The sequence below is a fragment of the Sphingomonas sp. genome, assembly GCF_013812825.1.
In the GTDB taxonomy this organism is placed as follows: Bacteria; Pseudomonadota; Alphaproteobacteria; order Sphingomonadales; family Sphingomonadaceae; genus Sphingomicrobium.
This window is the reverse complement of record NZ_JACCSU010000033.1, coordinates 14318-37100: the sequence shown is the minus strand read 5'-3', so window position 1 is coordinate 37100 and position 22783 is coordinate 14318. Positions and strand designations below refer to the sequence as shown.

The 22783-nt window shown below is 64.9% G+C and carries 25 protein-coding genes; 9 read left to right on the top strand and 16 right to left on the bottom strand.

Annotation, left to right across the window (positions count from 1 at the left end; genetic code table 11):
- On the top strand, window positions 1-1509 hold a 1509-nt coding region (locus H0T81_RS04505), incomplete at its 5' end, for a TonB-dependent receptor (RefSeq protein WP_294010315.1).
- Here H0T81_RS04505 and H0T81_RS04500 read toward each other — a convergent pair.
- The 4 genes from H0T81_RS04500 to H0T81_RS04485 all read right to left on the bottom strand — a co-directional run bounded on the left by H0T81_RS04500 (window position 1440) and on the right by H0T81_RS04485 (window position 3492).
- Entirely contained in the window at window positions 1440-1676 is a 237-nt protein-coding gene (locus H0T81_RS04500) for a hypothetical protein (protein WP_294010313.1), read from the bottom strand. The two genes, H0T81_RS04505 and H0T81_RS04500, sit on opposite strands and share 70 nt — an antisense overlap.
- 128 nt (window positions 1677-1804) lie before the next feature.
- On the bottom strand, window positions 1805-2548 hold the full coding sequence (locus tag H0T81_RS04495) for a DUF899 domain-containing protein (RefSeq protein ID WP_294010311.1): 744 nt from the start codon (window positions 2546-2548) through the stop codon (window positions 1805-1807).
- A gap of 24 nt (window positions 2549-2572) precedes the next feature.
- The gene (locus H0T81_RS04490; RefSeq protein WP_294010309.1) at window positions 2573-3106 is read right to left on the bottom strand and encodes an SRPBCC family protein; all 534 of its coding nucleotides are present in this window, start codon (window positions 3104-3106) and stop codon (window positions 2573-2575) included.
- Entirely contained in the window at window positions 3103-3492 is a 390-nt protein-coding gene (locus H0T81_RS04485) for a metalloregulator ArsR/SmtB family transcription factor (protein WP_294010317.1), read from the bottom strand. Before H0T81_RS04485 ends, H0T81_RS04490 begins: the two co-directional genes overlap by 4 nt.
- 180 nt (window positions 3493-3672) lie before the next feature.
- On the opposite strand from H0T81_RS04485, the gene H0T81_RS04480 reads away from it, so the two are divergent.
- A complete protein-coding gene (locus tag H0T81_RS04480; RefSeq protein WP_294010307.1) occupies window positions 3673-4251 on the top strand; it encodes a cupin domain-containing protein in 579 nt (192 codons plus the stop codon).
- A gap of 85 nt (window positions 4252-4336) precedes the next feature.
- Here H0T81_RS04480 and H0T81_RS04475 read toward each other — a convergent pair whose 3' ends face one another.
- The 8 genes from H0T81_RS04475 to H0T81_RS04440 all read right to left on the bottom strand — a co-directional run bounded on the left by H0T81_RS04475 (window position 4337) and on the right by H0T81_RS04440 (window position 15721).
- Entirely contained in the window at window positions 4337-6919 is a 2583-nt protein-coding gene (locus tag H0T81_RS04475; protein WP_294010304.1) for a vitamin K epoxide reductase family protein, read from the bottom strand.
- A 39-nt stretch (window positions 6920-6958) separates the two neighbouring features.
- Window positions 6959-7099: a hypothetical protein gene (locus tag H0T81_RS04470; protein WP_294010301.1), complete on the bottom strand. Its 141-nt coding sequence runs from the start codon at window positions 7097-7099 to the stop codon at window positions 6959-6961.
- Window positions 7100-7149: 50 nt separating this feature from the next.
- Window positions 7150-7764 carry a hypothetical protein gene (locus H0T81_RS04465; RefSeq protein WP_294010299.1) on the bottom strand — a complete coding sequence of 205 codons (615 nt, stop codon included), beginning with the start codon at window positions 7762-7764 and terminating at the stop codon, window positions 7150-7152.
- Between the two features lie 29 nt (window positions 7765-7793).
- Window positions 7794-10976 (bottom strand): efflux RND transporter permease subunit, encoded by a 3183-nt coding sequence (locus tag H0T81_RS04460; protein WP_294010296.1) that lies wholly within the window; start codon window positions 10974-10976, stop codon window positions 7794-7796.
- Window positions 10973-12481, bottom strand: a complete 1509-nt coding sequence (locus H0T81_RS04455; RefSeq protein WP_294010293.1) for an efflux RND transporter periplasmic adaptor subunit — start codon at window positions 12479-12481, stop codon at window positions 10973-10975. The genes H0T81_RS04460 and H0T81_RS04455 overlap by 4 nt, the downstream gene beginning before the upstream one ends.
- Entirely contained in the window at window positions 12478-13797 is a 1320-nt protein-coding gene (locus H0T81_RS04450; protein ID WP_294010291.1) for a TolC family protein, read from the bottom strand. The genes H0T81_RS04455 and H0T81_RS04450 overlap by 4 nt, the downstream gene beginning before the upstream one ends.
- Window position 13798: 1 nt before the next feature.
- Complete coding sequence (locus H0T81_RS04445) at window positions 13799-14149, bottom strand: copper-binding protein (protein WP_294010288.1); 351 nt, start codon at window positions 14147-14149, stop codon at window positions 13799-13801.
- Window positions 14150-14728: 579 nt separating this feature from the next.
- Window positions 14729-15721, bottom strand: coding sequence for an isochorismatase family cysteine hydrolase (locus H0T81_RS04440; protein ID WP_294010285.1), 993 nt, complete (start codon window positions 15719-15721; stop codon window positions 14729-14731).
- Window positions 15722-16027: 306 nt separating this feature from the next.
- Between H0T81_RS04440 and H0T81_RS04435 the strand changes: the two genes are divergently transcribed.
- Window positions 16028-16351: a DUF2282 domain-containing protein gene (locus H0T81_RS04435; protein WP_294010283.1), complete on the top strand. Its 324-nt coding sequence runs from the start codon at window positions 16028-16030 to the stop codon at window positions 16349-16351.
- Window positions 16352-16453: 102 nt separating this feature from the next.
- On the opposite strand, the gene H0T81_RS04430 is transcribed toward H0T81_RS04435, so the two are convergent.
- The 3 genes from H0T81_RS04430 to H0T81_RS04420 are packed head-to-tail and all read right to left on the bottom strand — an operon-like array spanning window position 16454 to window position 18295.
- Window positions 16454-17122: a class I SAM-dependent methyltransferase gene (locus tag H0T81_RS04430; protein WP_294010281.1), complete on the bottom strand. Its 669-nt coding sequence runs from the start codon at window positions 17120-17122 to the stop codon at window positions 16454-16456.
- Window positions 17116-17760 carry a DUF1109 domain-containing protein gene (locus H0T81_RS04425; protein ID WP_294010278.1) on the bottom strand — a complete coding sequence of 215 codons (645 nt, stop codon included), beginning with the start codon at window positions 17758-17760 and terminating at the stop codon, window positions 17116-17118. The genes H0T81_RS04430 and H0T81_RS04425 overlap by 7 nt, the downstream gene beginning before the upstream one ends.
- Window positions 17747-18295 carry a sigma-70 family RNA polymerase sigma factor gene (locus tag H0T81_RS04420; RefSeq protein WP_294010276.1) on the bottom strand — a complete coding sequence of 183 codons (549 nt, stop codon included), beginning with the start codon at window positions 18293-18295 and terminating at the stop codon, window positions 17747-17749. Before H0T81_RS04420 ends, H0T81_RS04425 begins: the two co-directional genes overlap by 14 nt.
- Window positions 18296-18456: 161 nt before the next feature.
- Here H0T81_RS04420 and H0T81_RS04415 point away from each other — a divergent pair, with 161 nt between their 5' ends.
- The 6 genes from H0T81_RS04415 to nrtS all read left to right on the top strand — a co-directional run bounded on the left by H0T81_RS04415 (window position 18457) and on the right by nrtS (window position 22136).
- The gene (locus H0T81_RS04415; RefSeq protein ID WP_294010274.1) at window positions 18457-18741 is read left to right on the top strand and encodes a DUF2282 domain-containing protein; all 285 of its coding nucleotides are present in this window, start codon (window positions 18457-18459) and stop codon (window positions 18739-18741) included.
- A 3-nt stretch (window positions 18742-18744) separates the two neighbouring features.
- A complete protein-coding gene (locus H0T81_RS04410) occupies window positions 18745-19581 on the top strand; it encodes a DUF692 domain-containing protein (protein ID WP_294010271.1) in 837 nt (278 codons plus the stop codon).
- Window positions 19574-20326 carry a DNA-binding domain-containing protein gene (locus H0T81_RS04405; protein WP_294010268.1) on the top strand — a complete coding sequence of 251 codons (753 nt, stop codon included), beginning with the start codon at window positions 19574-19576 and terminating at the stop codon, window positions 20324-20326. Before H0T81_RS04410 ends, H0T81_RS04405 begins: the two co-directional genes overlap by 8 nt.
- On the top strand, window positions 20326-20826 hold the full coding sequence (locus tag H0T81_RS04400) for a DoxX family protein (RefSeq protein ID WP_294010265.1): 501 nt from the start codon (window positions 20326-20328) through the stop codon (window positions 20824-20826). The genes H0T81_RS04405 and H0T81_RS04400 overlap by 1 nt, the downstream gene beginning before the upstream one ends.
- Window positions 20827-20994: 168 nt before the next feature.
- Window positions 20995-21840, top strand: a complete 846-nt coding sequence (gene mtnP, locus H0T81_RS04395; protein ID WP_294010262.1) for an S-methyl-5'-thioadenosine phosphorylase — start codon at window positions 20995-20997, stop codon at window positions 21838-21840.
- Window positions 21841-21938: 98 nt separating this feature from the next.
- A complete protein-coding gene (gene nrtS, locus H0T81_RS04390) occupies window positions 21939-22136 on the top strand; it encodes a nitrate/nitrite transporter NrtS (protein WP_294010260.1) in 198 nt (65 codons plus the stop codon).
- Here the strand turns inward: nrtS and H0T81_RS04385 are convergent.
- Window positions 22127-22783 (bottom strand): TIGR04283 family arsenosugar biosynthesis glycosyltransferase, encoded by a 657-nt coding sequence (locus tag H0T81_RS04385; RefSeq protein WP_294010257.1) that lies wholly within the window; start codon window positions 22781-22783, stop codon window positions 22127-22129. The genes nrtS and H0T81_RS04385 overlap by 10 nt on opposite strands.

The window sequence follows — 22783 nt, the reverse complement described above, 5'->3', positions numbered from 1 at the left end:
GTGCCGATCACCAAGGCGACGCGCGGGCCTGCCGACCGGCGGGCGCCGTACGAAGAAGCCAGCGTGCGCGCCCTGTGGACCGCGCCGGTCGGCGAAAGCGTCGAGCTCCAGGCAAGCGGCGCCGGCTTCACCGACCGGCGGACACGCGGGCTCGCGTTCACCGCCAACCGCACCGACGGCGCCGACGCCTCGCTGCGCCTGGTCGGCCGGGGCGATTGGCAATGGTCGGCGCTCGGCTATGCGCAGTGGCGCGAGCTCCAAAGCAGCTTCGCAAGCGTCAGCGCCGGCCGGGTGGCGGCGACCCGCGTGTCGCTTCAGGACTCGGTCCCCTCGCAGGGGCTTGGCGGCAGCTTCGAGCTTCGTCCGCCGCTTGCCGCCGGAGTCGAGCTGCGTCTCGGCGGCGATGCGCGTGTCACCGATGGCGAGTCCCGCGAGTTCTTCTCCTACGTCGCCGGAGAGCCGACTCGGCGGCGCGTTGCCGGCGGGCGAACCGCGACCGTCGGGCTGTTCGGCGAAATCGCCGGAAAACTCGGCGCGGTCACTCTGAGCGCCGGTGGCCGGATCGATCGTTGGGCGATCGACGACGGCCAGCTTCGCGAATCGGCGATCGCCACCGGCGCCGCGCTTCGCGACGAGCAATATGGCGCTCGGGACGGCTGGCTGCCAACCGCTCGCGCCGGGGCGGTGATCGACCTCGAGGGCGGGCTGAGCCTGCGCTCGGCGGCTTATCTCGGCTGGCGCATGCCGACCTTGAATGAGCTGTTTCGCCCGTTCCGCGCCGGCCGGGACGCCACCGCCGCCAATCCGCTTCTCGACCCCGAGCGGCTCGCCGGCGTCGAGGTCGGTGCGGGCTACCGAACCGCCGCATTCGCCCTGTCGCTGACGGCTTTTGCCAACCGTCTCCACGATTCCATCGCCAATGTCACTCTCGGCCAGGGCCCGGGGTTTTTCCCCGGAGTCGGCTTCGTGCCCGCGGGCGGCGAGTTCCGACAGCGCCGGAACCTCGACCGGATCGACGTCCGCGGCATCGAAGCCTCGGCGCAAGCCGAGCATGGCACCTGGTCGCTGCGCCTGGGAGCGAGCCTGACCGATGCTCAGATCCGGGCGCACGGCCCGGCAGCGCGGCTCGACGGCCTTCGCCCCGCGCAAACGCCCAGGTTCATGTTGACCGCGGGTGCCGGCTGGGAGCGCAACGGGCGCTCGCTTTCGCTGCTTCTGCGCCACGTCGGAGCCCAGTTCGAAGACGACCTCAACCAGCGCAGCCTGCCGTCGGCGACGACCATCGATGCGTTCGCAGCGGTCCCGATCGGAGCAACGTTCCAACTCGTCGCGAGGGCGGAGAATTTGCTCAATGAGCGCGTCGTCGCGGGGATCGGGGGCGACGGCGCCATCGAGCGCGCGACCTCGCGAACCTTATGGCTCGGCCTAAGATTCAGCGCTCAAGGCGCTTCGACCAAGGGCACGCCGCAGTCGAGCAGCACCCGGCGAATGTCCGCCGAGCGCTTTTGAAGGGCCGCTTCCACTTCGCGCTTGAGCTCGAGATTGCCGCGCCGCACGCCCATCGAGATGTCGAACACCATCGGCAGCGCCGGGCCGTCGGTCTGCGGCTCGACGGGAACGACCTTGAGCGGGACCTTGTGCTGCTCGACGAAATAGCCGGCGGTCGGGCCCCACACGAAAGCGACGTCGACGTCACCGCTGGCGGCTGCGTCGACGATCGGCGACTGCGGGTTGCGCGCCGCATGCGAAGGTTGGCGTCGCGGCGAGGGCCAAGTAGCCGCGGCCGCGAATTGCCTCCCCGAGTCTACGCACCGACGCTGCCGCGAAAAGCGGCTTCTCCGGCATCGGACACGCGGGCCCAGTCCTTGTCGGGCTCTGCGCCCGGCTCATAGCTGTCGTGCCAGTTCCACCATTTGTATGGAGGCGCTTGCGGGTACCCAGGGGGCGATTGCTCCCAGTTCTCCTGCCGGCCGAGCGCGGTAATATCGAGGTAGTTCCAGGTGCCGCCCATCTGCTCGTCACCGCGATTATTGATGAAGTAGGTGCGGAAGATGCGGTCGCCGTCCCGGATGAATGCGTTGGTGCCATGCCACTCATCGACATCGAAATCCGCGTCGAACTCGTCCGTGATCGTGACCCACGGAATATGATCCCACCCGAGGCGCGCCTTCAGCCGGGCAATGTCGGCCTGCGCGGCTCGTGACGCGAATACCAGAGTCGTGTCCCGGGCATTGAGGTGAGCCGGATGAGCGACCTGGTCCGCCACCATCGAACAACCGCGGCAGCCATGATCGGGCCAGCCGAACACGCCAGGCTCATAGAAGGCACGATAGACGATCAGCTGGCTGCGGCCGGCGAACAGGTCGAGCAGGCTCAGCTGCCCGCCGGGTCCTTTGAACGAATAATCCTTGTCGACTGCCAGCCACGGCATCCTGCGGCGTTCGGCGGCCAGTGCGTCACGCGCGCGGGTATGGGCCTTCTCCTTGACCAGCATCTCTCGCCAGGCCGCTTTCCATTCCTGCTTCGACACGATCGGAGGGGTTTGCATCGCAGTTCTCCAGCTTGAGTGCGGTCACGCCGGGAGGCGCCGGTCGTATTCGGCCTTGAGGCTGACCCAATGATCCCAGAATGGCTCCGGCTCGTCGCCGGCGAGACGCGCAGCGAGCATGTCGAGATGAGCGTGCCAGCCGGCGCTGACGTTGAGCATGATTGATCGGTCGGGAATCCTGCGGTGGGTAACGGTGAACCGGACCATGTCGCCGACCGGCTCCAGCTCGAAGGTGACGCCCCCGGTGCTGCCCCAGCTGATCGAGAGGCGGTGGGGTGGGTCGAGCTCGGTGATCTGGCTGTCCATGCGATGCTCTTCGCCGAAGCCTTCGGGCCGGTTGCCGGGATTGTCGGTCAGTTCACGGTTGCGCCACACGAGCTCGACCTTGGAACCCAGGCGCATTTCCATGGTCCCCGCCGCGAGCCATTTTCGCCGCAACTCGCTTTGTGTCAGATAGGCCCATACCCGATCGATGGAACCAGGTAGCAGGCGCTGCAGCGTCAGTGTGGCGTCCTCCCCCAGCGCGCCATAGGCGTCGGGTGCGGCGACTCGGGTCATTTGTCTTCTCCCTTGGAACTCTTGTTCCTGGCGGCGGCTGTGCGTGCATCGTCTTCGCGCAGCAGCCGTTCGAGCGCATCGAGGCGTCCGGTCCAGAAGCGTTCGTACTGCCGCAGCCACTGCTCGGCATTTGCCAGGGGACCCGACTCCAGCCGGCATATATGGGTGCGTCCACGCACTTCACGGTGGATCAAGCCGGCCTCTTCGAGCACCTTTACGTGCTTCGATGCCCCGGCGAAGCTCATCGAAAAAGGCTCGGCAAGCGCGCTGACCGACTTATCGCCCAACGCAAGGCTGGAGAGCATCCCGCGTCGAGTAGCATCTCCAAGCGCCCGGAAGACGATGTCCAGCTGCGGCGAATCACGTTTAACCATCTGGTTGAACATGAGCGCCACGCCCGCTATTGTCAACCAGGTAGTTGAAGATCATTCAGCGGCAGGTCCGGGTCCCATGTCCGCTTTCCCAAATCCGCTCGGTTGCGTGATGCATCTAAATGGTGGCTCCATGTTCGCGCGGAGATGGTTAAAAAACGAAAAAAATCCCGCGCAGGTTGAGGAGGCGTGACCATGATGATCTTCCTTGTGAACGGGGCAATCGCTGCCGCCGTCCTGCTAGCCCTCGGCTCGTGCTCCGGGCCGGAACGCCGGGCCGACGAAGCCGCGGCGCCGGAGGCGTCCAGCGCACGGCCTGTCGTGCTCGCGCGCGACGAAGGCGAGCGCCGGGTGCTGCGCTTTCCGGGCCCGCCCCGAACCTTCATCCTCAAGGTCGATCCGAAAAACAGCGGATCGCGGCAGCTGCTCGCGGGCTACCAGGACATCGCTCCGGGCGACCGCATCTCTCCGCACCGGCATGTCGGCGCCGACGAGCTGATCTTCCTCCACAAGGGCCGGGCGCTGGTGGAGGTCGGCGACATCCGGCGCGAGATGAGCGAGGGCGCGACGATCTTCGTCCCCCGCGGCACCCGCATGGCCATGCGCCCAAGCGGCACGGAGCCGATCACGATTTTCTACGTGCTCTCGGACCCGGGCTATGCCGGCTACATGCGCGACGTTTCGGTGAAGGAAGGCGAGCCGGTCGTGCCGCTCAGCGACGCCGAGCGCGACTCGATCCGCGCGAGTCATCGCGCGCACGTGGAGTATGAATAGCGGCTTTTTCTCGTTTTCAATCGTAGGCGCCAAAAATGCACTTCCAGCTGATGGACGGTGCCGACCTCAAGTCGTGCCAGGGGGCTCACACGACGAACCGATCCCAGCCGGCGTAATGCTCGTTGCTTCGGCGCCCGCGCGGTAGGCTGAGCGCCGCGACCAGAGCGGCGGTGGCGAGGCTTATGACCGTAGCGGCCGTGGTCGATTGCGGCGCCAGGAATGGGGATGCGGCAAGCCAGCCGGCAAGTGCGACGTTGAGGAAGCGCACCGCGCGCGCGACCTCGGCGATGGCTATGATCGACACGGTGATCACCAGCGCTCCGATCACATGATGCGTGTTCGCCAGCTCCCACGGGATCGGGAGGATCAGCCGCTCGAGCATGAGCAACGCGCCCAAACCCGTCGCCGCCGCAAGGCTCCAGGGCAGCGTCAGCCCGCGTACTGTGTCCGTCCAGAAGGCGGCAGGGCTGGCAAGCGGGTCGGAATCGTCGACCTTGCCGCCCTCGACTGGCCCGCCCTTGAAGAAGGTGCGGATCAGCGGCCTGCCGGTGCGTTTCGACCAGTAGAGGTACTGGCCCATCGCGACGACCTCGTCGATCGCGAAGGGGATCATGACCAGCATGGCGAGCGCGGCGAGCAGACACAGGGTGCACCAGGTGCCGAGCAGCACCGGCTGGATGATGATGAAGTAGATGCTGATCACCCCGAGCGGGATCACGAGGATGCCGAAGAAGGTCACCATCCACGGCATGGTCCGCCAGCGGTCGCGCGTGCCCATCACCGCCATGACGATCTCAAGCAGGTAGCTGATCGCGCCCAGCCCGGCGTCTGGGATCGGCCACATCTTGGAAACGTAGGAGGTGATGATTTCCTCGGTTCCGTTGCGAGGGTCGGCGGCCGAGCCGGCGAAGAACGGCTCCCATGCGCTGTCGATATGGCCGAGCTGATAGGCGGTGAGGATTCGAGAAGCCAGCAGCCCGAAGAGGCCGAGATAGGCAATCGGCAGGCGCTGCGCGTAAGTCGACGGCGAGTAGGTCCAGCCCGGCGGCACGGACTTGGGATCCATCATTCCGTCCATGTCCATGCCGGGCATCATCGGGACCAGCACCGACAAGGCGATGACGGCCAGGCCGACGAGCGTGCCATTGAGGAACTGCGCGGAGCTCGGACTCCACAAGACGATCGGCGAGAAGAACAGCCACAGGCCGACGACGGTCACCGCCCACTGCGCCCACCAGGCGGTGCGTTTCGACAGCGACAGGAAGCCGAACAATGTGATCAGAAGCCCGCTGAGGACGTCGCTGATCGTGAGCGCACTCGCGCGCCATTCGACGCTCGGCAGTCCGCGGTCGGCCGTAACCGCACGAACGGCATCGCTGACGTTGGCCGTCGTCATTGCGTCATAGGTGAAGACGCTGGCCGCCAGCCACAGCCCGAGCCCGATATTGGTGTAGTGGGCCCAGCGGACTTTCTTCTCGTCGGCCTCCATCATCGCCATGTGGTCGTGGCCATCGGCCATGGCGCCGTGGCCAGCGGAGTCCTTTTTCTCCGCCGCGCCTGCGTGCCCCTTGTGGTCGTTCTGCTCGCCCGCGGAACCCGACGGCTGCTGCCAGGCGATGACGGCCGGGTTCAGCTTGTTGGCCCTGTACCACTCCTGCGGGTCGCGCTTCAGAGCTGCAATGATCTTCGGAAGCGTTGCCCGCAGGGAATGTCGCGGCTCCCATGCGAGGAGCCGCCGAGCCCGCTCGATGTCCACGATGTAGTGCGAGCCGGCTTGATCGATCATCCATTGCTGGACGAACTGATCCTCCCCGAGGACTTCATTCTGGAGCCACGCGCCAAGCTTGGCGAGGCCCTTCGGGATCCGGAGCGTCGTCCACTCCTGCCCGTGTATTTCGCAGTGCACGATGTCCTGAATTTCAGCATAGCCGATCGCATCCGGCTCGCCGATGATCAGCGGAAGCTCCGGCGGGAGCTGATTGCGACGCAGCACGAGGCGAGCGACAGCATCGGTCAGGTCGTCCAGATGAACACTGGACTGGGCCGCGCAAAGCATCCCCGGATACACGTGGGCCGTGGCCCGATGCTCGTACACGCCTGCAATCTGCTCGGCGAGGAAGGCGGAGTGGCCCATGTCGTCGTAAACGCCGGCGATCCTCAGCAAAACGACCGGCATGTCGCCACGGCGACTGCGCAGAAGCTCCTCCGTCTGCAGTTTGGACTCGGGGTAGGGCCATGAGGGCCCGAGCGGCGAATCCTCATTGATCCGCTCGTCGGGCAGCTTGGTGGGCTGGTGGACGAGGATGGTGCTTGCGAAGACGAACTGCTCGACGTCGAAATCCCGAAGCGCGTCGAGGAGCCGCCCTGTGCCCTGAACCGTAATCTTGTCGTAGAGCGGGTTTGGATCGCCGCTGATGTCATAATAGGCGGCAAGGTGAACCACCGAGGCGATCCGGTTGCCAAACTCGGTGCGGACCTTCTCGAGTGCATCGCGGACCGACTCATCCGAGCCCAGGTCGAAGTCGACCTGCCTGGCGCACCCGGGCGGCGCCTTGCCTCCGGGCCGGTCGAGGCCAACGACTATGTACTTATCCGCCAGCTCGCGAATGATCGCGCCGCCCAAGTAGCCGCTGCTGCCCGTGACGAGAACGACATCTTCTTCCGCCATGGTCTCGCTCCCCTGTCTGGTTGTGAAGCGTGCTCCTGCTCAGCCGTTCCGGCCGGAGCGGAGATATTTCACGAGCGCTGCGATCGCGAGCAGCAGCACGATGACGACCAGCAGCCAGACCACGCCCATTCCGACCATCATCGGACCGCTTCCTTCACCCATCATCATTGGACTGTTCATTTGCATTGTTTCTCTCCGTTGTTTCGAGTGCTGCGATGTTCGGCCGAGCTCTATCGGGCCGGCGCTCGATAGCCTTCCGGAAGCGGCGTGGGGCGCATCGCGCGGCTCATTCCCTCTTTCGCCGCTTCGCTGACGAAGCGACGGGCATGCTGCCGGATCAGCAGTACCACCTGCGGATCGTCGGACGTATGGGTCACGCGGATCCCGCCGGGGATGTCCTCATAGTCCAGCGAGGCCTTGTGCCTGTTTCTGAACAGCTCGCGGAACACCGGGTCCATATTCCGGATCGGCTGACCGCGAGAGTAGCGCGCCTTCATCTGCCGGACGTGCGTGCGGATCATCTCCGCTACCTCCGGGTCCTTGCTGGTGGTGATGGTGCGGACGCCGTTCGGGATGTCCTCCACCCGCCGCTGGATCTTGTCATGACTCGCAAGCAGCCCGTGGATCGGGCGCATGTCCTGCATCATGCCGGGCCCCATCATGCCCTCGCCCGCCATCATCCCCTGCGGCATGTCGCGCATCATCGGCATCCCGCTTTGCATCGTTCGGGCCATGCCGCGGTTGGAGGCCGGCTCACCAGCTGGCGAACAGGCCAGCAGCGCGAGCGCAAGCCCCGTCAGGAGCGCCGCTCGACCGGCGCGCGAATTGGGCAGATTGAATGTCATTTCTCTTCTCCTTCACTTTCTGGTTGGGCTCACGCGCTCAGCTCCGGATGCGCCGCCGAGTCGATCGGCGGCGTTGAAGCGTCGCGAGCTTCCTCGATGAACCGTTGCCGGCCGAGCAGCTTGTAGATGGCGGGAAGCACGAACAGCGACAGCAGCGGGGCCGTGATCATTCCTCCGACCATCGGCGCGGCGAGCCGCTGCATCACTTCGGATCCCGTTCCGTGACCGATGAGCAGCGGGAACAGGCCGGCAAGGATCACCGCGACCGTCATCGCCTTCGGGCGGACGCGCAGCACCGCGCCTTCCACCAGCGCGTCGTCGAGGTCGGCATCACTGGAGAATCGCCGGCGCTCCACTCTCTCGGCGATCGCTGCGTCGAGATAGACGAGCATCACCACGCCAAACTCGGCGGCCAAGCCGGCAAGGGCGATGAAGCCGACGGCCGTCGCCACCGACACTGAGTGGCCCATCAGGAAGATCAGCCAGATGCCGCCGACCAGCGCGAACGGCAGGCTCGACAGGATGATCAGCGGCTGGCGCACGCGCCGGAACGCGGCAAACAGCAGCAGGAAGATGATGCCGACGGTCGCGGGCACGACCCAGGCGAGGCGCTCCGCCGCCCGCTGCGCATATTCGAACTGGCCGGACCAGCTGATCGAATAGCCGGGCGGCAACTGGACGCCCTGCGCGACCTTCTCCTGGGCTTCCTGGACATAGCCGACGACATCGCGATCGCGCACGTCGACATAGACCCAGACGGTCGGCTGGGCATTCTCGCTCTTGATCATCGCGGGGCCTGCAACGACCCGCACATCCGCGACCTGTGACAGGGACACGACCGCCCCGTCAGGAGTGATGATCGGCAGCTGCTGGAGGGCCGCCACGCTGTTGCGTGTCTCGCGCGGGAAGCGGACGCTGATCGGGTAGCGCGCAAGGCCGTCGATCTTCTCGCCGATGGTGGCGCCGCCGACTGCGGTTGCAGCCGTTTGCTGCACCTGCTCCATCGACAGGCCATAGCGAGCGGCCGCGAGCCGGTTCACCTCGACGTCGATGTAACGGCCGCCGGAGATGCGGTCGGATACGGCCGAAGCGGTTCCCCGGATCGGCTTGACCGCGCGTTCGACCTCCTCGCCGAGGCGCTGGAGCGTGTCGAGGTCAGGGCCATTGATCTTGATGCCCACGGGACTCTTGATGCCGGTCGCGAGCATGTCGATGCGGTTGCGGATCGGCGGCACGAACACGTTGGCGAGGCCCGGGATCTTCAGCTTCGAGTCGAGCTCCTCGATGATCTTCTCGCTGGTCATGCCGCGCCGCCACTCGTGCTTCGGGCGCAGCTGGATGGTGGTCTCAAACATCTCCAGCGGCGCCGGATCGGTCGCTGTCTCGGCACGGCCCGCCTTCCCGAACACGGTCTTCACCTCGGGAACGGTCTTGATGATGCGGTCGGTGACCTGCAGCAGCTGGCCCGCCTCGGCAGCGGACAGGCCGGGCAGCGCGGTGGGCATGTAGAGGATGTCGCCCTCGTCCATCGGGGGCATGAACTCGCCGCCGAGCTGGCTCATCGGCACCACCGTCAGCGCAAGCGCGGCGGCAGCGATGGCAAGAGCCTGCTTCGGTTTCCTCAGCACCCAGGCGAGCGCCGGCCGGTAGACGCGGATGAGGAACCGGCTGATCGGGTTTTCCTGCTCGGGACGGATGCGGCCCTTGACGAACATGACGATCAGCACCGGCACCAGCGTGATCGACAGGCCGGCCGCCGCCGCCATCGAATAGGTCTTGGTCAGCGCCAGCGGCCGGAACAGCCGCCCCTCCTGCGCCTCCAGCGTGAACACCGGCAGGAAGGACAAAGTGATGATCAGCAGCGAGAAGAACAGCGCCGGGCCGACCTCGACCGACGCGTCGAGCAGGATCTTGACCCGGCTCTGCTCCGAGATGCCCTCATTGGCTCGCGCGTGCTCGAGCTTCTTGTGAGCGTTCTCGACCATCACGATCGCGGCGTCGACCATCGCGCCGATCGCGATGGCGATCCCGCCCAGCGACATGATGTTGGCATTCACCCCCTGCAGGCGCATGACGATGAATGCGGCGAGGATGCCGAGCGGAAGCGTCACCAGTGCGACGAGTGACGAGCGCAGGTGAAGCAGGAACGCAAACGTGACGAGAGCGACGACCAGAAGCTCCTCGGCGAGCTTCTCCCACAGGTTGGAGACCGCCCGCTCGATCAGCGCCGAGCGGTCATAGACCGTCACCACTTCGACTCCTGGCGGAAGGCTGCGCTCGAGCTGCTCGAGCTTCTCCTTGACGGCTTCGATGACCGCCTGGGTGTCCGCACCCTGGCGCACCACGATGATCCCGCCGGTGACCTCGCCCTCGCCATCGAGCTCGGCGATCCCGCGCCGGAACTCCGGAGCCAGCTGCACGCGCGCAACGTCGCCGACGGTGATCGGGATCCCGCCCGCCTGCGCGCTCAAGGGGATGTCGCGGAAATCCTGGAGCGTTTTCAAATACCCGGGGACGCGCACCATATATTCGGCGCCGGCGCGCTCGATCACCGACCCGCCCGCCTCGTTGTTGGCCTGGCGGACGGCGCCGATCACGTCGGAGACGGAAACGCGGTAGAGCTGCATCCGCGCCGGATCGAGCTGCACCTGGAACGACTGCACCATGCCGCCGACGCTCGCCACTTCGGCGACGCCGTCGATCTCCTTCAGCTCGAAGCGAAGGAACCAGTCCTGGAGCGATCGAAGCTGGGCGATGTCGTGCTGGCCGGTGCGGTCGACCAGCACATATTCATAGGCCCAGCCGAGCCCCGTCGCATCGGGCCCGAGGTCCGGCGAGATGCCGCGCGGCAGCCGCCCGCGCGCCTGGCTCAGATATTCGAGTGTCCGGGACCGCGCCCAGTAAAGGTCGGTCCCGTCCTTGAACAGCACGGTGACGAAGCTGTCTCCGAAGAAGGAGAAGCCGCGCACCGCCTTCACCTTGGGCGCCGAGAGCATGGTGCTCGCAAGCGGATAGGTGACCTGAGCCTCGACCGTGCTCGGCGCCTGTCCCGGATAGCTGGTGCGGATGATTACCTGCGTGTCCGACAGGTCCGGCAGAGCGTCCACCGGAGTCCGCGTCAGCGCGTGAATCCCGGCGAGCGCGATGAACACTGCGCCCATCAGCACGAACAATCGGTTGGCGACCGACCAGCGGATGATTTGCTCGATCATGTGCCGGCGCCGGGGGCGATACGCTCGATGACGTAGCGGTTGCCCTGGGGCTGCGCATTGACTGCGAACTCGACGCGAAGCCCGCGTCTCAGCCCGCGCAGCATTCCCGGCTGCCGCAGCTGAAAGGTCATCTCCATGGCCGGCCAGCCGAGCTCCGGAATGGTGCCGTGGCGGATGGTGACGAGGCGGCTCTCTCCGTCGATCGAAGTGACGATTCCGCGGCTGGTGACGAGCCGGGGCGCGGGCGCCCGCGTGCTCTCGAGCCTGCTGAGGAAGCCCGACAGCGAGGCTTCGGAGTCGATCAGGAACTGGCCCGAGGCGACCACCTGTTCGCCCGGACGCAAGCCCGCGACGATCTGCGTCCACTCGTCATAGTCGCGGCCGGTCCGCACTTCCTGCGGCACGAAGCTGCCGTCCCGCTTGACGATCACCAGTTGGCGCCGGCCGGTGTCGATCAGAGCCTCGCTTGGAACGACCACCGCCATTCCGCCCGCACCCTCCAGCGTCACATTTGCGAACATGCCGGACTTGAGCTTGCCGCCGGGGTTCGCAAGCGTGATGCGCACCTGTGCGGTGCGGCTCTGCGCGTTCAGCGAGGGGAAGATGTAGTCGACGACTCCGCGCCGGACGTCGTCCGGATAGGCCGGGAAGCTGATCTCCGCGGGCTGCCCCACCCGGACGTTGCTCAGCGATGCTTCGGGCACTTCGGCGATGACGAGAACGCGCGACAGCCCCTGGATCGTGACGATCGACTCGCCAAGGCCGACCTGAGAGCCCGGTCGCGCGCCGATTGCGGTAACGACGCCCGAAGTCGGGGTGACGACCGGGTAGGTGCGTTGCGGAGCGCCGCCGCGCTCGAGCCTCGCGACAAGCGACGAGGGTGCTCCAAGCAGAAGCAGCCGGCTGCGCGCAGCCTGGCGAACGCTCGCCGCCGCGGGACCGCGGCTGGTGAGCAGGGCCTTGTACTCATTCTGTGCGGCGAGCAGCTCGGGCGAATAGACCCGGGCGATCACGCGACCGGCGCCGATCGGCTCGCCTTCGGCGCGCACCGTGAGATTTTCGACGAAGCCCGGGGTCAAGGTTTGCACTTCCCTGATCAGCCGCTGGTCGAAGTCGACGCGGCCGACCGCGCGCACGACCGGAGCGATGTCGCGAACCTCGACCCTTGCGAGCCGGATTCCGAGGTTCTGCATGACCGCCGGAGACACGTTGACTCCGCCCTCGCCCGCCTCGTCGACATATTTCGGGACGAGATCCATGCTCATGGATGACTTGCCGGGCCGCGGATAGCGCTCGTTCGGCACCATCGGGTCGTACCAGTAGAGGACTTTTCGCCCCGACTCGTCCTGAACGACGCCGTTCACGACCTGGCGATCGGTCCCTGCGTTAGCGGCCAGGAAGTAGAGCCCCGCGGCGAGCACCACGACGAGCAGCGCGAGTGCGGCGATGAGCGCGGGCCGCTCACGGCCGGTCCTGACGATCGTGGTCAGGCGTTCCCTGATCATCGGCCCGCCTCCCCCGCGATGTAGATCATCTCGGCGGCCGCCCGGGCGCGCTTGGCCCGCGTCTCGAGCGACTGGATCGTCAGTTCGACATAGTCGCGGATGATTTCGAACGGCTGCTCGAGCGTGCCGCCGCCCCCGGCGTAGCGCGCTTCGGCTGCCTTGAACGCGCTCTCGAGCGACGGGATCGCATCCTGGTTGATGCGACCCAGCTCGGCCTCGGCGCCCGCGTAGTCGGCTGCTGCGACGCTAAAGCGACGGAGCAGATCGCGCCGCGTATCTTCCAGCCGCAAGCCCGCCGCCTGGGCCCGTGCCTGCGCTTCGGCGACAAGCCTGTCCTGGCGGTTGCGTCGGTTCAGCTGCAGCGGGACCGAAACCTGCGCACTCACCATGTGGCCAAATTCGGGCCGCAGCCCAAGCGAGATCTGCCAGCTGACGTCGCGCTCCCGCTGCTGCCGCGCTACGTCCACGCCGCGCACCGCCGCCTCCTGCTCCGCCTGAGCCACCAGAAGCTCCGGATGGGCCGGGAGCAGTCCGCGCATTGCAGCAGTCGGCGGCTCGATGTCCGGTATAGAAGCCGGCAGCGGCAGCGATGCGGCCGGTCCGATCCACCGCGCAAGCTCCGCTCGGGCTCGGGCCTCGGCTCTCTCGGCGTCGGCAAGCTGCGCCTGTTGAAGCGCGATCTGGGATTGCGCCTGCAGCGCCAGAGACGGAGTCGAGCCGCCGGTCGGGATGCTTGCTTCGATGACCTTTCGGCCGGTGCGCAGGTCGGCAATCAGTCTTGCAAGAAGAGTCTGCTTCGCCCGCGCCTCGACACCGTCGATCCAGACGATCATCACATCCCTGCGGATGCGCCGCTCCTGCGCGCTCGCCTGACGCCGGCTGACCAGCGCCTCGGCACGGATCCGCGCTGCGTCGGCCTCGCGTTTCGAGCGGCGGACCTGCTCGCGCATCACGCCGACCATGTACATGGTCATGAAGTCCTCGGTCGGGCTGAAGGCGTTGTCGCCGGTGATCGGGAAATTCTGGATCCCGACCAGCAGCCGAAGGTCCGGCAGACTGCGCGCGGCGATGGCAGCCTCATCGGACGCGACCGCCTCCCGCTCGAATGCAGCGATCGCCGGTTGCTCACCAGAGGCCATTGCAATCGCCTCTTCGAGGTCGAGAACCGCTCGGGGAACCGCCGAGCCGGCCGGCTGCGGCGATAAAGCGGCGTTCTCGGCCGCAACGGCGTCTGCCGGGGAAGCAACGAGCAAGGCGACGGCAAGACAGGCGCTCGCACGAGCGCAGTTGCGGGGCGGCGTTGGCAGCTCGGCCACGCTACTCAGCCTTCGAGAGCGACGTCAGCACATAGGCGCTGCCGTCCTGCCGGAATGCAAAGGACACCCGGTCGCCGACGCTCACGCCTTCGGCCATCTCCGGCGATTGCGCCCGGAAGGCCATGGTCATGGCGGGCCAGCCGATCCCCTCGACGGGCCCGTGCGAGATCGTCAGCTCGTCGCCTGCGATGGCTGTGATGTCGCCCTCGGCCGAATAGACCTGGCCGCTTTGGGCAGCCCTGGGAGCGGCGTCTGCGCCTTGACGATTGCCGGGCGCGACATTCCGGTTCTCACCGCACGCGCCGAGGAGGAGCGACAGCGTAAGCGCGCCGCGAAACTGGATTGTATTCACCTATCTTCACCTTGTTCCAGGAAGTGCCGGGATCGACTCCCGGCCGATGCCCTGCGCTGCAGCCTCTCAAGGGACCGCGACGGGGGGCTTCTGGATCAGGCCGCTTGTGTGGGCGCGCGCGGGCTTGGCGCCGGCGCGCGCTGCGGCTTCAGCTGAAGGTGGTTCGTGGAGGAGGGTCTGGGCCGCTGAGATCGGCCGACGGAAGCGTCGATGCAACCCATGAAGCGAGCGCTTCGGAGTGAGCGGCCGGAGTTGCCGCCACCTCGGGAAGGGGCATGACCCCGCTTGGGCACACGGTCGCACATTCGGGCGCACAGGCGGCTGCGCAGCAGTCCATGTCCTGGTGCGCGCCTTGCATTTGCTCGCCTGCCGCCATCGGGCAATTCGCCTTCGGCGCGGCAAACACCGGACCGGAGGAAACGGCCAACGCAAATGCCAACAGGATCAAGGCCAACAGGCGCCGCATGGAGTCCCAGTTAGCCCAAGGCAGCTTAACGGACAACTCCGTTGCGCGGGAATGTCGGACCGGGCCGGACTTCGATCTCAGTGGCCTTCCGATCGCTGCGCCTGCTCCGTGCATCAATGCGTCGGCTCGTAGCTGCCATACAGCTTTTGCACGGCATCTGCCGGCGGTCCCGACTTCTCGCCGCGCGAGTCTCTGGTGGGAGGTTTGTCCCACGGCATTTTTGTCACGACCAACTTTGGAACATTGACGAACACGGTGGTGCCGGAACGCTGCACCACCGAATCCATCGGGATGTACACATCCGTGGTCATGATGAGCCCGCTAGGGACCAGCAGGCAGGCTTCATGCTCGTCGCTTGCCGACAGAACCTCGCTGACCGTTCCAATGTCTCCGTGATCGGATCCGCGTACCGTATCGCCGGCGCGAACCTCGGCGACAGCCCCGCCGGAGCCGTCGAAGGCATCCAGAAACTCCTCGACAGTGATCACGGCATTGCCGACCAGCGGGTAATTCAGTCGGATCGCGGCTTCGTAGGACGGCATGCTCTCCGAGCCAATCGCGTCGGAGACATAGGTCACGTCAAAGCCGCGTTCTGCCGCGTGGCGGCCAGTCGATTCGCAGCACAGGTTGGCGGTCATTCCGGCAATCACGAGATGGGTTGTGCCGAGCTTCTCCAGATGGTCCGGAAGGTCCGTCATGAACACGTCCGTGCCCTTGTGCGGCTCCAGTATGATTTCGCCAGGCTGCGGCTGCAGGTCCGGGTGAAAGTCTGCGCCCCAGCTGCCGGCCAGGAACATCTTTCGCTCGAACATGATGCGATTGATCCCGCTGCGCTTCTGGAGCGCCGAGTCGGCATAGTCTTCTTCCGTGTAGGCCATTGGGCCGAACAGGACCGGAATTCCGCGCTGGCGCGCGCCGTCGATCAGCCGCTGCAGATTGCCAACCACGTCATTGTGCTCGACCGTCCCCTTGGTCAGCTCCCATGCAGCGCCGCCCTCGGACAGGAAATCGTTCACGGGATCGATGATGAGAATGGCGGTTCCGGGCTGTGGATAGCCGGCGGATTTGCCACGATAGGCGCCCTGCGTTGCCGTTCGATCTTGCATCTCGCTACTCCTATTGCCGGTCTTGTCCTGCGCTAACGCCATATCCACTGCATTTCACGCCTGCAAACGTGAGCATGGTTCACATGGTTCATTTGCCAGGCGCCTGCGGGCTGAATGTCGCCTCTCTTGCTCGTGCATTGCGGTTGTGAATTCGAACAGACGCGGCGAACGGTTACCTGCCGCGAAAATATTACTTTCCTGGGATTGGGCTGACCCCGGCCGAGACGCAGCCGACCATTCGCTGTAACCAGCTACGGCCTTCCTTCGAACTAGCACGCATCTGCTAAGCATGAAGGGAGAGAGATCATGAACTTGACGACACTATCGGCTGCCGCGGTGGCGGTCTCGCTGTTGGGCGCCTGTTCGGAGAACCGGCAGCCCCAGGAGCGCGCTCAGAATCAAGCGGCGCAGGAGCTCGCGCAAGCCAAGATGGGCGATCCGGACATGGAAAAGTGCTACGGTGTAGCGCTTGCCGGTCAGAACGATTGCAAGGCCGGCGCGGGCACCACTTGTGCCGGCACATCGAGGACCGATTACCAAGGCAACGCATTTAAAACGGTGGACAAAGGCACCTGCACAAAGATCAAGACCCCCAAGGGCTTTGGGTCGCTCCAGGAAAAACAGGCGTAATCCCGACAGCAGCGACGGAGATGATGACAAACGCGCATCTCCGTCGCTGCCCCCGCAGCTGTCGAAGTGATTCGAGCGCTTGTTCATGAATGTCGCAGTTGTTTACAGGACCGCTTTGCGACGTCTCGCCTCGATCAATACGATCAGGTCTTCGAACACGAACGTCATTTTGGTGATTTCTAGCCCACAGTGCGCAAAATGCCGCTCGGGATAGCGATCGAAACTCGCTCCGAAAGCCCATTTCGCCCACGGCGCCCAAAGCCTTGTCAAAATGAGACGCACGCCGCCGCGAGGGCGCCGGTATTCAAGAATTCGCAACGTTCCCTCCGCTTTCAGGACGCGGGACAGCTCTCCGATCGCCGGTGCCTGGAGCTCCTCCGGCAGCGTGCAGAAGAGAAAGGAGGCGACGACGGCATCGAAGCTGCCCTCCGGGAAGTCGAGACGCGTTACGTCCATCTCTTTGAGACGGACGAGTGCCGGTGAATGCATGCGCCGTCGCTCGGCTCGGAGAAGCATGGCCGGGCTCATATCAACGCCGACCACTTCCGAGCCAGGCGGGTAGAAAGGCATGTTTCGACCGGTGCCAACACCCGCATCGAGGATCCGACCACCCAGCCCTTGGAAAAGCAGAGGTCTCAATGAACGGTAGCGGCCATATTCGAACGGCAGATCAATTATGTCGTAGAAGCGCGCAATCCGTTGATATGTCTTGCGCCGGGCTCCACTAGCGTCGCTCTCGTCCGACCTGCCGATGGGCCGCTTTCCTACCACCGCAACAATCGAGGACCCGCGAGAAGGCCGATCAATCCTGCGGCGACGATCCCGGCTGTATACCAGCTGGCGAGGAACGTCGCAGTCGTCTCCGGGCAGTAAAGAGCATAGACCAAGGCGGCGGCCGAACCTGAGGTGATGCCCGCCAGGAATCCGGTGAGACGCAGGCGCGTCGGAGCGAGCCGCCGGAAGGCCCACACTACGCCTCCAAGCACCGGAAGGGAAAAGCCCACGATGGCCAAGATGCAGGTGAGCCAGGTTGTTCCCAGCCACGCCTGTTCGCGCAATTGCGGCGCGGTGATCGCTAGCTCCATGACTGCGGCCGCAGCAACGACAAACAGCGGTAGCAGTAGCCATGTCAGGTGGAAGCCAATTTGCTGGCCCGGCCGCCCCGCAGCGAGCAATAGAATGCCACTTGCCGCAGTCATGGCGGCGGCGAAGGCAAGTTTCATCGTGAATGCAGGGATGCCCGTATATCCGACGGCGCCCAGAGGGCTGCCTAGTACGAGCGTGATCCCAGCCAGCGCCACAACCGCACCGCCGACGACGCAGGACAGCAGGCGCAGGGATGCCATTCCTGGGCGGCTCGGCTTGAGATCCGCGGAAAGATTGCGGATGAGATCCTCAGTCGCGATCATGTTCGCCTCGCACGCGCATCGTTAGCTTCTTCAATCCTCGGTGTACTCCAATCTTGATTCCCGAGGGCGATTGCCCGGTGATGTCCGACGCTTCCGCAACCGAATAACCCTCGAGCCGGGTCAGTCGGATGGCGGAACGATGTTTCTCGGGCAGCTCGGAAAGTAATCTGTCGACGTCAGACGCGGCGAGCACCGGGCCGATATCATCGGCTGCCGCGGGTTCATCGACGTTGTCGATCGACACATGGGAGCGAATCCCGCTGCGCCGGTAGTGGTCGACAAGCTTGTAGCGGGCGATCGCGTAAAGCCAGGCCGTGAACGGAAGCGCCGGATTAAAGCTGTCCCGTCGTTGGTGAATTGCAATGAGTGTTTCCTGCACCAAATCCTCCACGTCCGGCGCGTCCGGACCGAGCCGGCGGCCGAAAAAGATCCTCAGCCGGGCAGCGGCGGCACTCAGCAGCCGGTGGTGAGCCTTTGCGTCTCCCGCAAGCCCCGCCAGCATCAAGACCTTCAGCTGCACCTCGACCGAATCCACTAGGTTCTTCCCTTAAGTTCGGATGACCTGCCGGATGCGTTACAACTGATCACCCAGCAATAGGAGACGGCATCTTTTTCACCACCGGACGTAACCGCTTTGCGACCCGGTTCGAAATCACTTGAGACCTCGCTCGGGGGTCTTTGATCGGAGATGCTCCTATGACATCGAACCACATGACAGCAGCGCTGGCGCTGTCGGTCCTTACGGCCGGATTTGCCCCGGCCACGGCGCAGGCACAACAAAAAAGCTCCAAAGCGGCGATGGAGAAATGCTACGGCGTCGCGCTCGCCGGAAAGAATGACTGCAAGGCTGGTGCGGGCACCACGTGCGCCGGCACCTCCAAGGTCGATTATCAAGGCAATGCCTACAAGATGGTCAAGGCGGGCACCTGCGCCAAAATCAGGACGCCCAGGGGATTTGGGTCACTTAAGCCGATTGCCTGAACAATGAAGGCCACTGTCGGAGTCGGCTTCAAGCCCGAACATTTCCAGGAGGCCGTCGCCTCTCCGGCGGAGGGCCTGTGGTTCGAAGTGCATGCTGAAAACTACATGGTCGACGGCGGTCCGCGCCTCGCCATGCTCGAGGCATTGCGGGCGGAAAAGCCGCTTTCCCTTCACGGGGTAGGACTATCACTTGCCGGCGTGGAATGGCCCGACCCCCAGCATCTCGCGCGTCTCAAGGAGCTCGCGAACAGGTTTCAGCCGTTTCTTATCTCGGAGCATCTCGCCTGGTCGCGCCTTGGCGAAATCTCTTTTCCCGACTTGCTGCCCTTTCCGCGTACGACAAAGATGCTGGACCTGATTGTCCGCAACATCCGAATCACTCAGGATGCGCTCCGCCGGTCGATCCTGATCGAAAATCCGTCGCTGTACATCGACCTCGATGGGCATGAATGGAGCGAAACGGAGTTCCTCAAGGAACTGGTCCGCCGCTCCGGCTGCACTCTCCTGCTGGACGTGAACAATGTCCATGTCAGCGCTTCAAATCTCGGCTTCGATCCGAAGAAGTATATCGAATTAATTCCCCCCTTGGCGGTCACTGAGATTCACCTCGCCGGCTACAGCAGTGACCCGACGCTCGGCCCTTCCCTGTTGATCGACAGCCACGACCAGCCGATCGGAGACTCTGTCTGGGAGCTTTACGCCTATGCGATCGGGCGCATGGGCCCGCGCCCAACACTGATTGAACGCGACGGCAACGTCCCACCATTCGACGAACTGATGGCCGAGCGGGACCGCGCTGTCGCCATCCTCCGCCCGCGAGCGGAACTAGCCGATGCTTGACCCAGCCGTCTTTCAGCGGCGATTCGCGTTGGCCGTGATGGGGCGCCGGACTCCTGGGCCGTTTCGAGCCCCGGGATTCGCCGTGTACCGAAACACGTGGGTCAAGAGCCTGCTCGAAGCGCTCGCAGCCAACTATCCGGTGATCGCCGCGCTGCTCGGGGCTGACGTCTTTAAATCGGTCGCCATTGAATATGTGCGGACCCAACGATCGGCATCGCCGGTCCTCGCGCTGTATGGCCACAGCTTCCCAGCCCACCTGGCTGGGCTCCCGCTGTTGGACGAGCTGCCCTACATCGCCGATGTCGCGAGGCTGGAGCGGCTCTGGACCGAATGTCTATTCGCCGCCGAATCCGAGCCGTTGAACCCGGCGGTCTTTCACCAGCTTATGCCGAAGCAAGCGGCCACTCTTCGCCCGAGGCTGCACCCCGCGGCGCGGCTGGCGCGCTTCGAATCACCGGCTGTCACAATCTGGGCTGCGCATCAGCAGGGCGAGTTCAAGGAATTCGAACCCGAATGGCAGATTGAGCATGCACTCGTGCACCGAAAGGGTGCCTCGGTTTCAGTCCGGCTGCTGCCTGAGCCAGAATTCCAGCTCCTTTGGGAACTGCAGCAAGGGCGCTCGATCGGCGCGGCAATTCGCACAGTCGCGGCAGCCAATGGTTCCGCGCAGCTCCCACCGATGATTACGAACATCATCTCGAGCGGCGCGCTGACGCTCTCCGTTCAAACGCAAAGGAACGATTGATGGCAACAGTCTCACGGTCCACCAATCTCTTTCCGCGGTCGGTTTTCGGTATCCTCGTTCGAATCGGCAACGTGATACCCGGCTGGCTGCTGCCGCTGCTGCAGCGGTTGGCCATTGCTTCCGTATTCTTCCTGTCCGGAAGAACCAAGGTCGAGGGGCTTTTCACGATCACTGACAGCACATTCTTCATGTTTGAATCCGAGTATCAGGTGCCGTTGATGCGATCGGATACTGCGGCCTACCTCGCGACCACGGCCGAACATATCTTCCCAATTCTGCTGGTGCTCGGTCTGTTCACACGGGTGTCCGCCGCGGCGCTGCTCGTCATGACATTCGTCATCCAGATCTTCGTCTACCCGGACGCATGGCCGACGCACCTAAGCTGGGCGGCGCTGCTGATCCCCTTGATCGCGCGTGGCGGCGGCCGCCTGTCCCTCGACTGCCTTCTGGGCGTCCCGGGAGAGCGCGAGGCCACTCGGCCCGATCCCGTGGCGCTTTAGCAGCGCTCGGATCGATCGTCGGCGTGGGCGCCGGCGCCGGCACGCTCGACCCGGCGGCTCTTCGCGGACTGCTGCTGTCGTGGCTGGCCACGCTCCCTTGCGCGGCAGGCATGTCCTGGGCGATTGGAGTTTCTCTTGTGTGAGGCGTATCTTATCATGAAAGAATGGATGATCGGCGTCCTTGGTGGATCGGGTCTTTACGAGCTGCCCGGGATCGAAGAGCCGCGGTGGACCGCAGTCGACACTCCGTGGGGGCCGCCTTCCGACGAGATTCTCCTGAGCAGGATTGACGGCGTGAACTTCGCCTTTCTTCCGCGCCATGGGCGAGGACACCGGCTGCCGCCGGCCGACGTCAACGCGCGCGCCAATATCGCCGCCCTGAAACAGCTCGGATGCACCGACATTCTCGCCGTATCCGCCGTAGGCTCGCTCCGGGACGAACTTGCGCCCGGCCGTTTCGTGCTGGTCGACCAGTTCATCGATCGCACGACAGCGCGCGCAAAGAGCTTCTTCGGGCCCGGCCTCGTCGCCCACGTCTCCATGGCCGATCCAGTCTGCCAACGGTTGTCAGCGTTTGCCGCTAGCGGAGCCAAGGCAGCGGGTGCCGAAGTTACGAGCGGAGCAACCTATATCGCCATAGACGGGCCTCACCTCTCCACCCGCGCGGAAAGCGAACTCTACCGGCAATGGGGTGCCGACGTAATCGGCATGACGGCAATGCCCGAAGCGAAGCTCGCACGCGAGGCCGAGCTGCCCTACGCGCTGGTCGGAATGGTGACCGACTATGATTGCTGGCGCGTCGGCGAGAAGCCCGTCGAAGTCGCGACGGTGATCGCCCAGTTGCGGGCAAATGGGGCGATCGCCCGCGCAATGATCGAGAAGCTGCCGCATTTCTTACCAAAAGAGCGCACCCCCTCGCCAATCGACACCGTCCTCGACAGGGCGATCGTCACGTCCCCTGAAGCGCGGGAGCCAGAAATGGCGGCGAGGCTCGAGATGATCCGGCGGCGATGAAGACAAGCCGCGAACTCACCGGAGTGGCTGGCGAGACCTGTGTCGATCCGCTGCCAATGTCCAGATCGGAGGCGCTTAGACGGACTTTCGCCCGGCCAATGCTCAAGCGTTCGATTGGAGTGGCAGTTGTAGTCGGGACTGGTCTCAATGTCATCAATCAGGGCGATGCGATATTCCACGGCGAGCCGCTTGTGCTGTGGAAGCTGGCGCTCACCTATGCAGTGCCGTTCGCGGTGTCGAGCTATGGAAGCTACGGCGCGCTCAGAGGGCCTGATCGCGGTCCGCTTCAGCCATAAAGGCGGGCGATCCGACGCGGCGATGCGCCGAGGCTGAATAGCAGCAGACAGGCGAGGTTCCTGGCAGATCGGCTCAGCCAGCCGTTCCTTTTCCAGCGCTCCGCGGAAGTGGTCGCGCACGCCGCCAGGATGGCAATGCGCGAGCGCCCGAGCCGCCGGACAAGATCGACGTCCTCCATCAGCGGAATAGGTCGAAATCCGCCGATCCGGTCGTATAGTTCGCGGGAAATCAGCAGACCCTGATCGCCGTAAGGCAGTCCGAAAATACGAACTCTCAGCGCCACGCCGATTTCGACGAGCCGGGCCTGCCAGGCGTCGGAGTCAAGACGCAAGTGGAGGCAAGCAGCTTTCTTTCCGTGCTCGCGCATGTGCCGGTCGGCGGCTTCGCGCCACTGTGGCCCCAGGATTGTGTCGGCGTGAACGAAGAGCAGCCAATCACCGCGTGCTGCGGAGGCGCCGGCATGAAGCTGCAGCCCTCGACCGCGTGGCGAACGCCAGACGCGAGCGCCCTCGCGCTGGGCGACTGTCGCAGTCGCGTCCGTCGAGCCGCCATCGGCAACTAGGATCTCGTCCGCGCGACGAACGCTTACGATTGTTGCAGGAAGGGTCTCGGCGGCATTCAGGGCCGGTATGACGACGGACAGCAT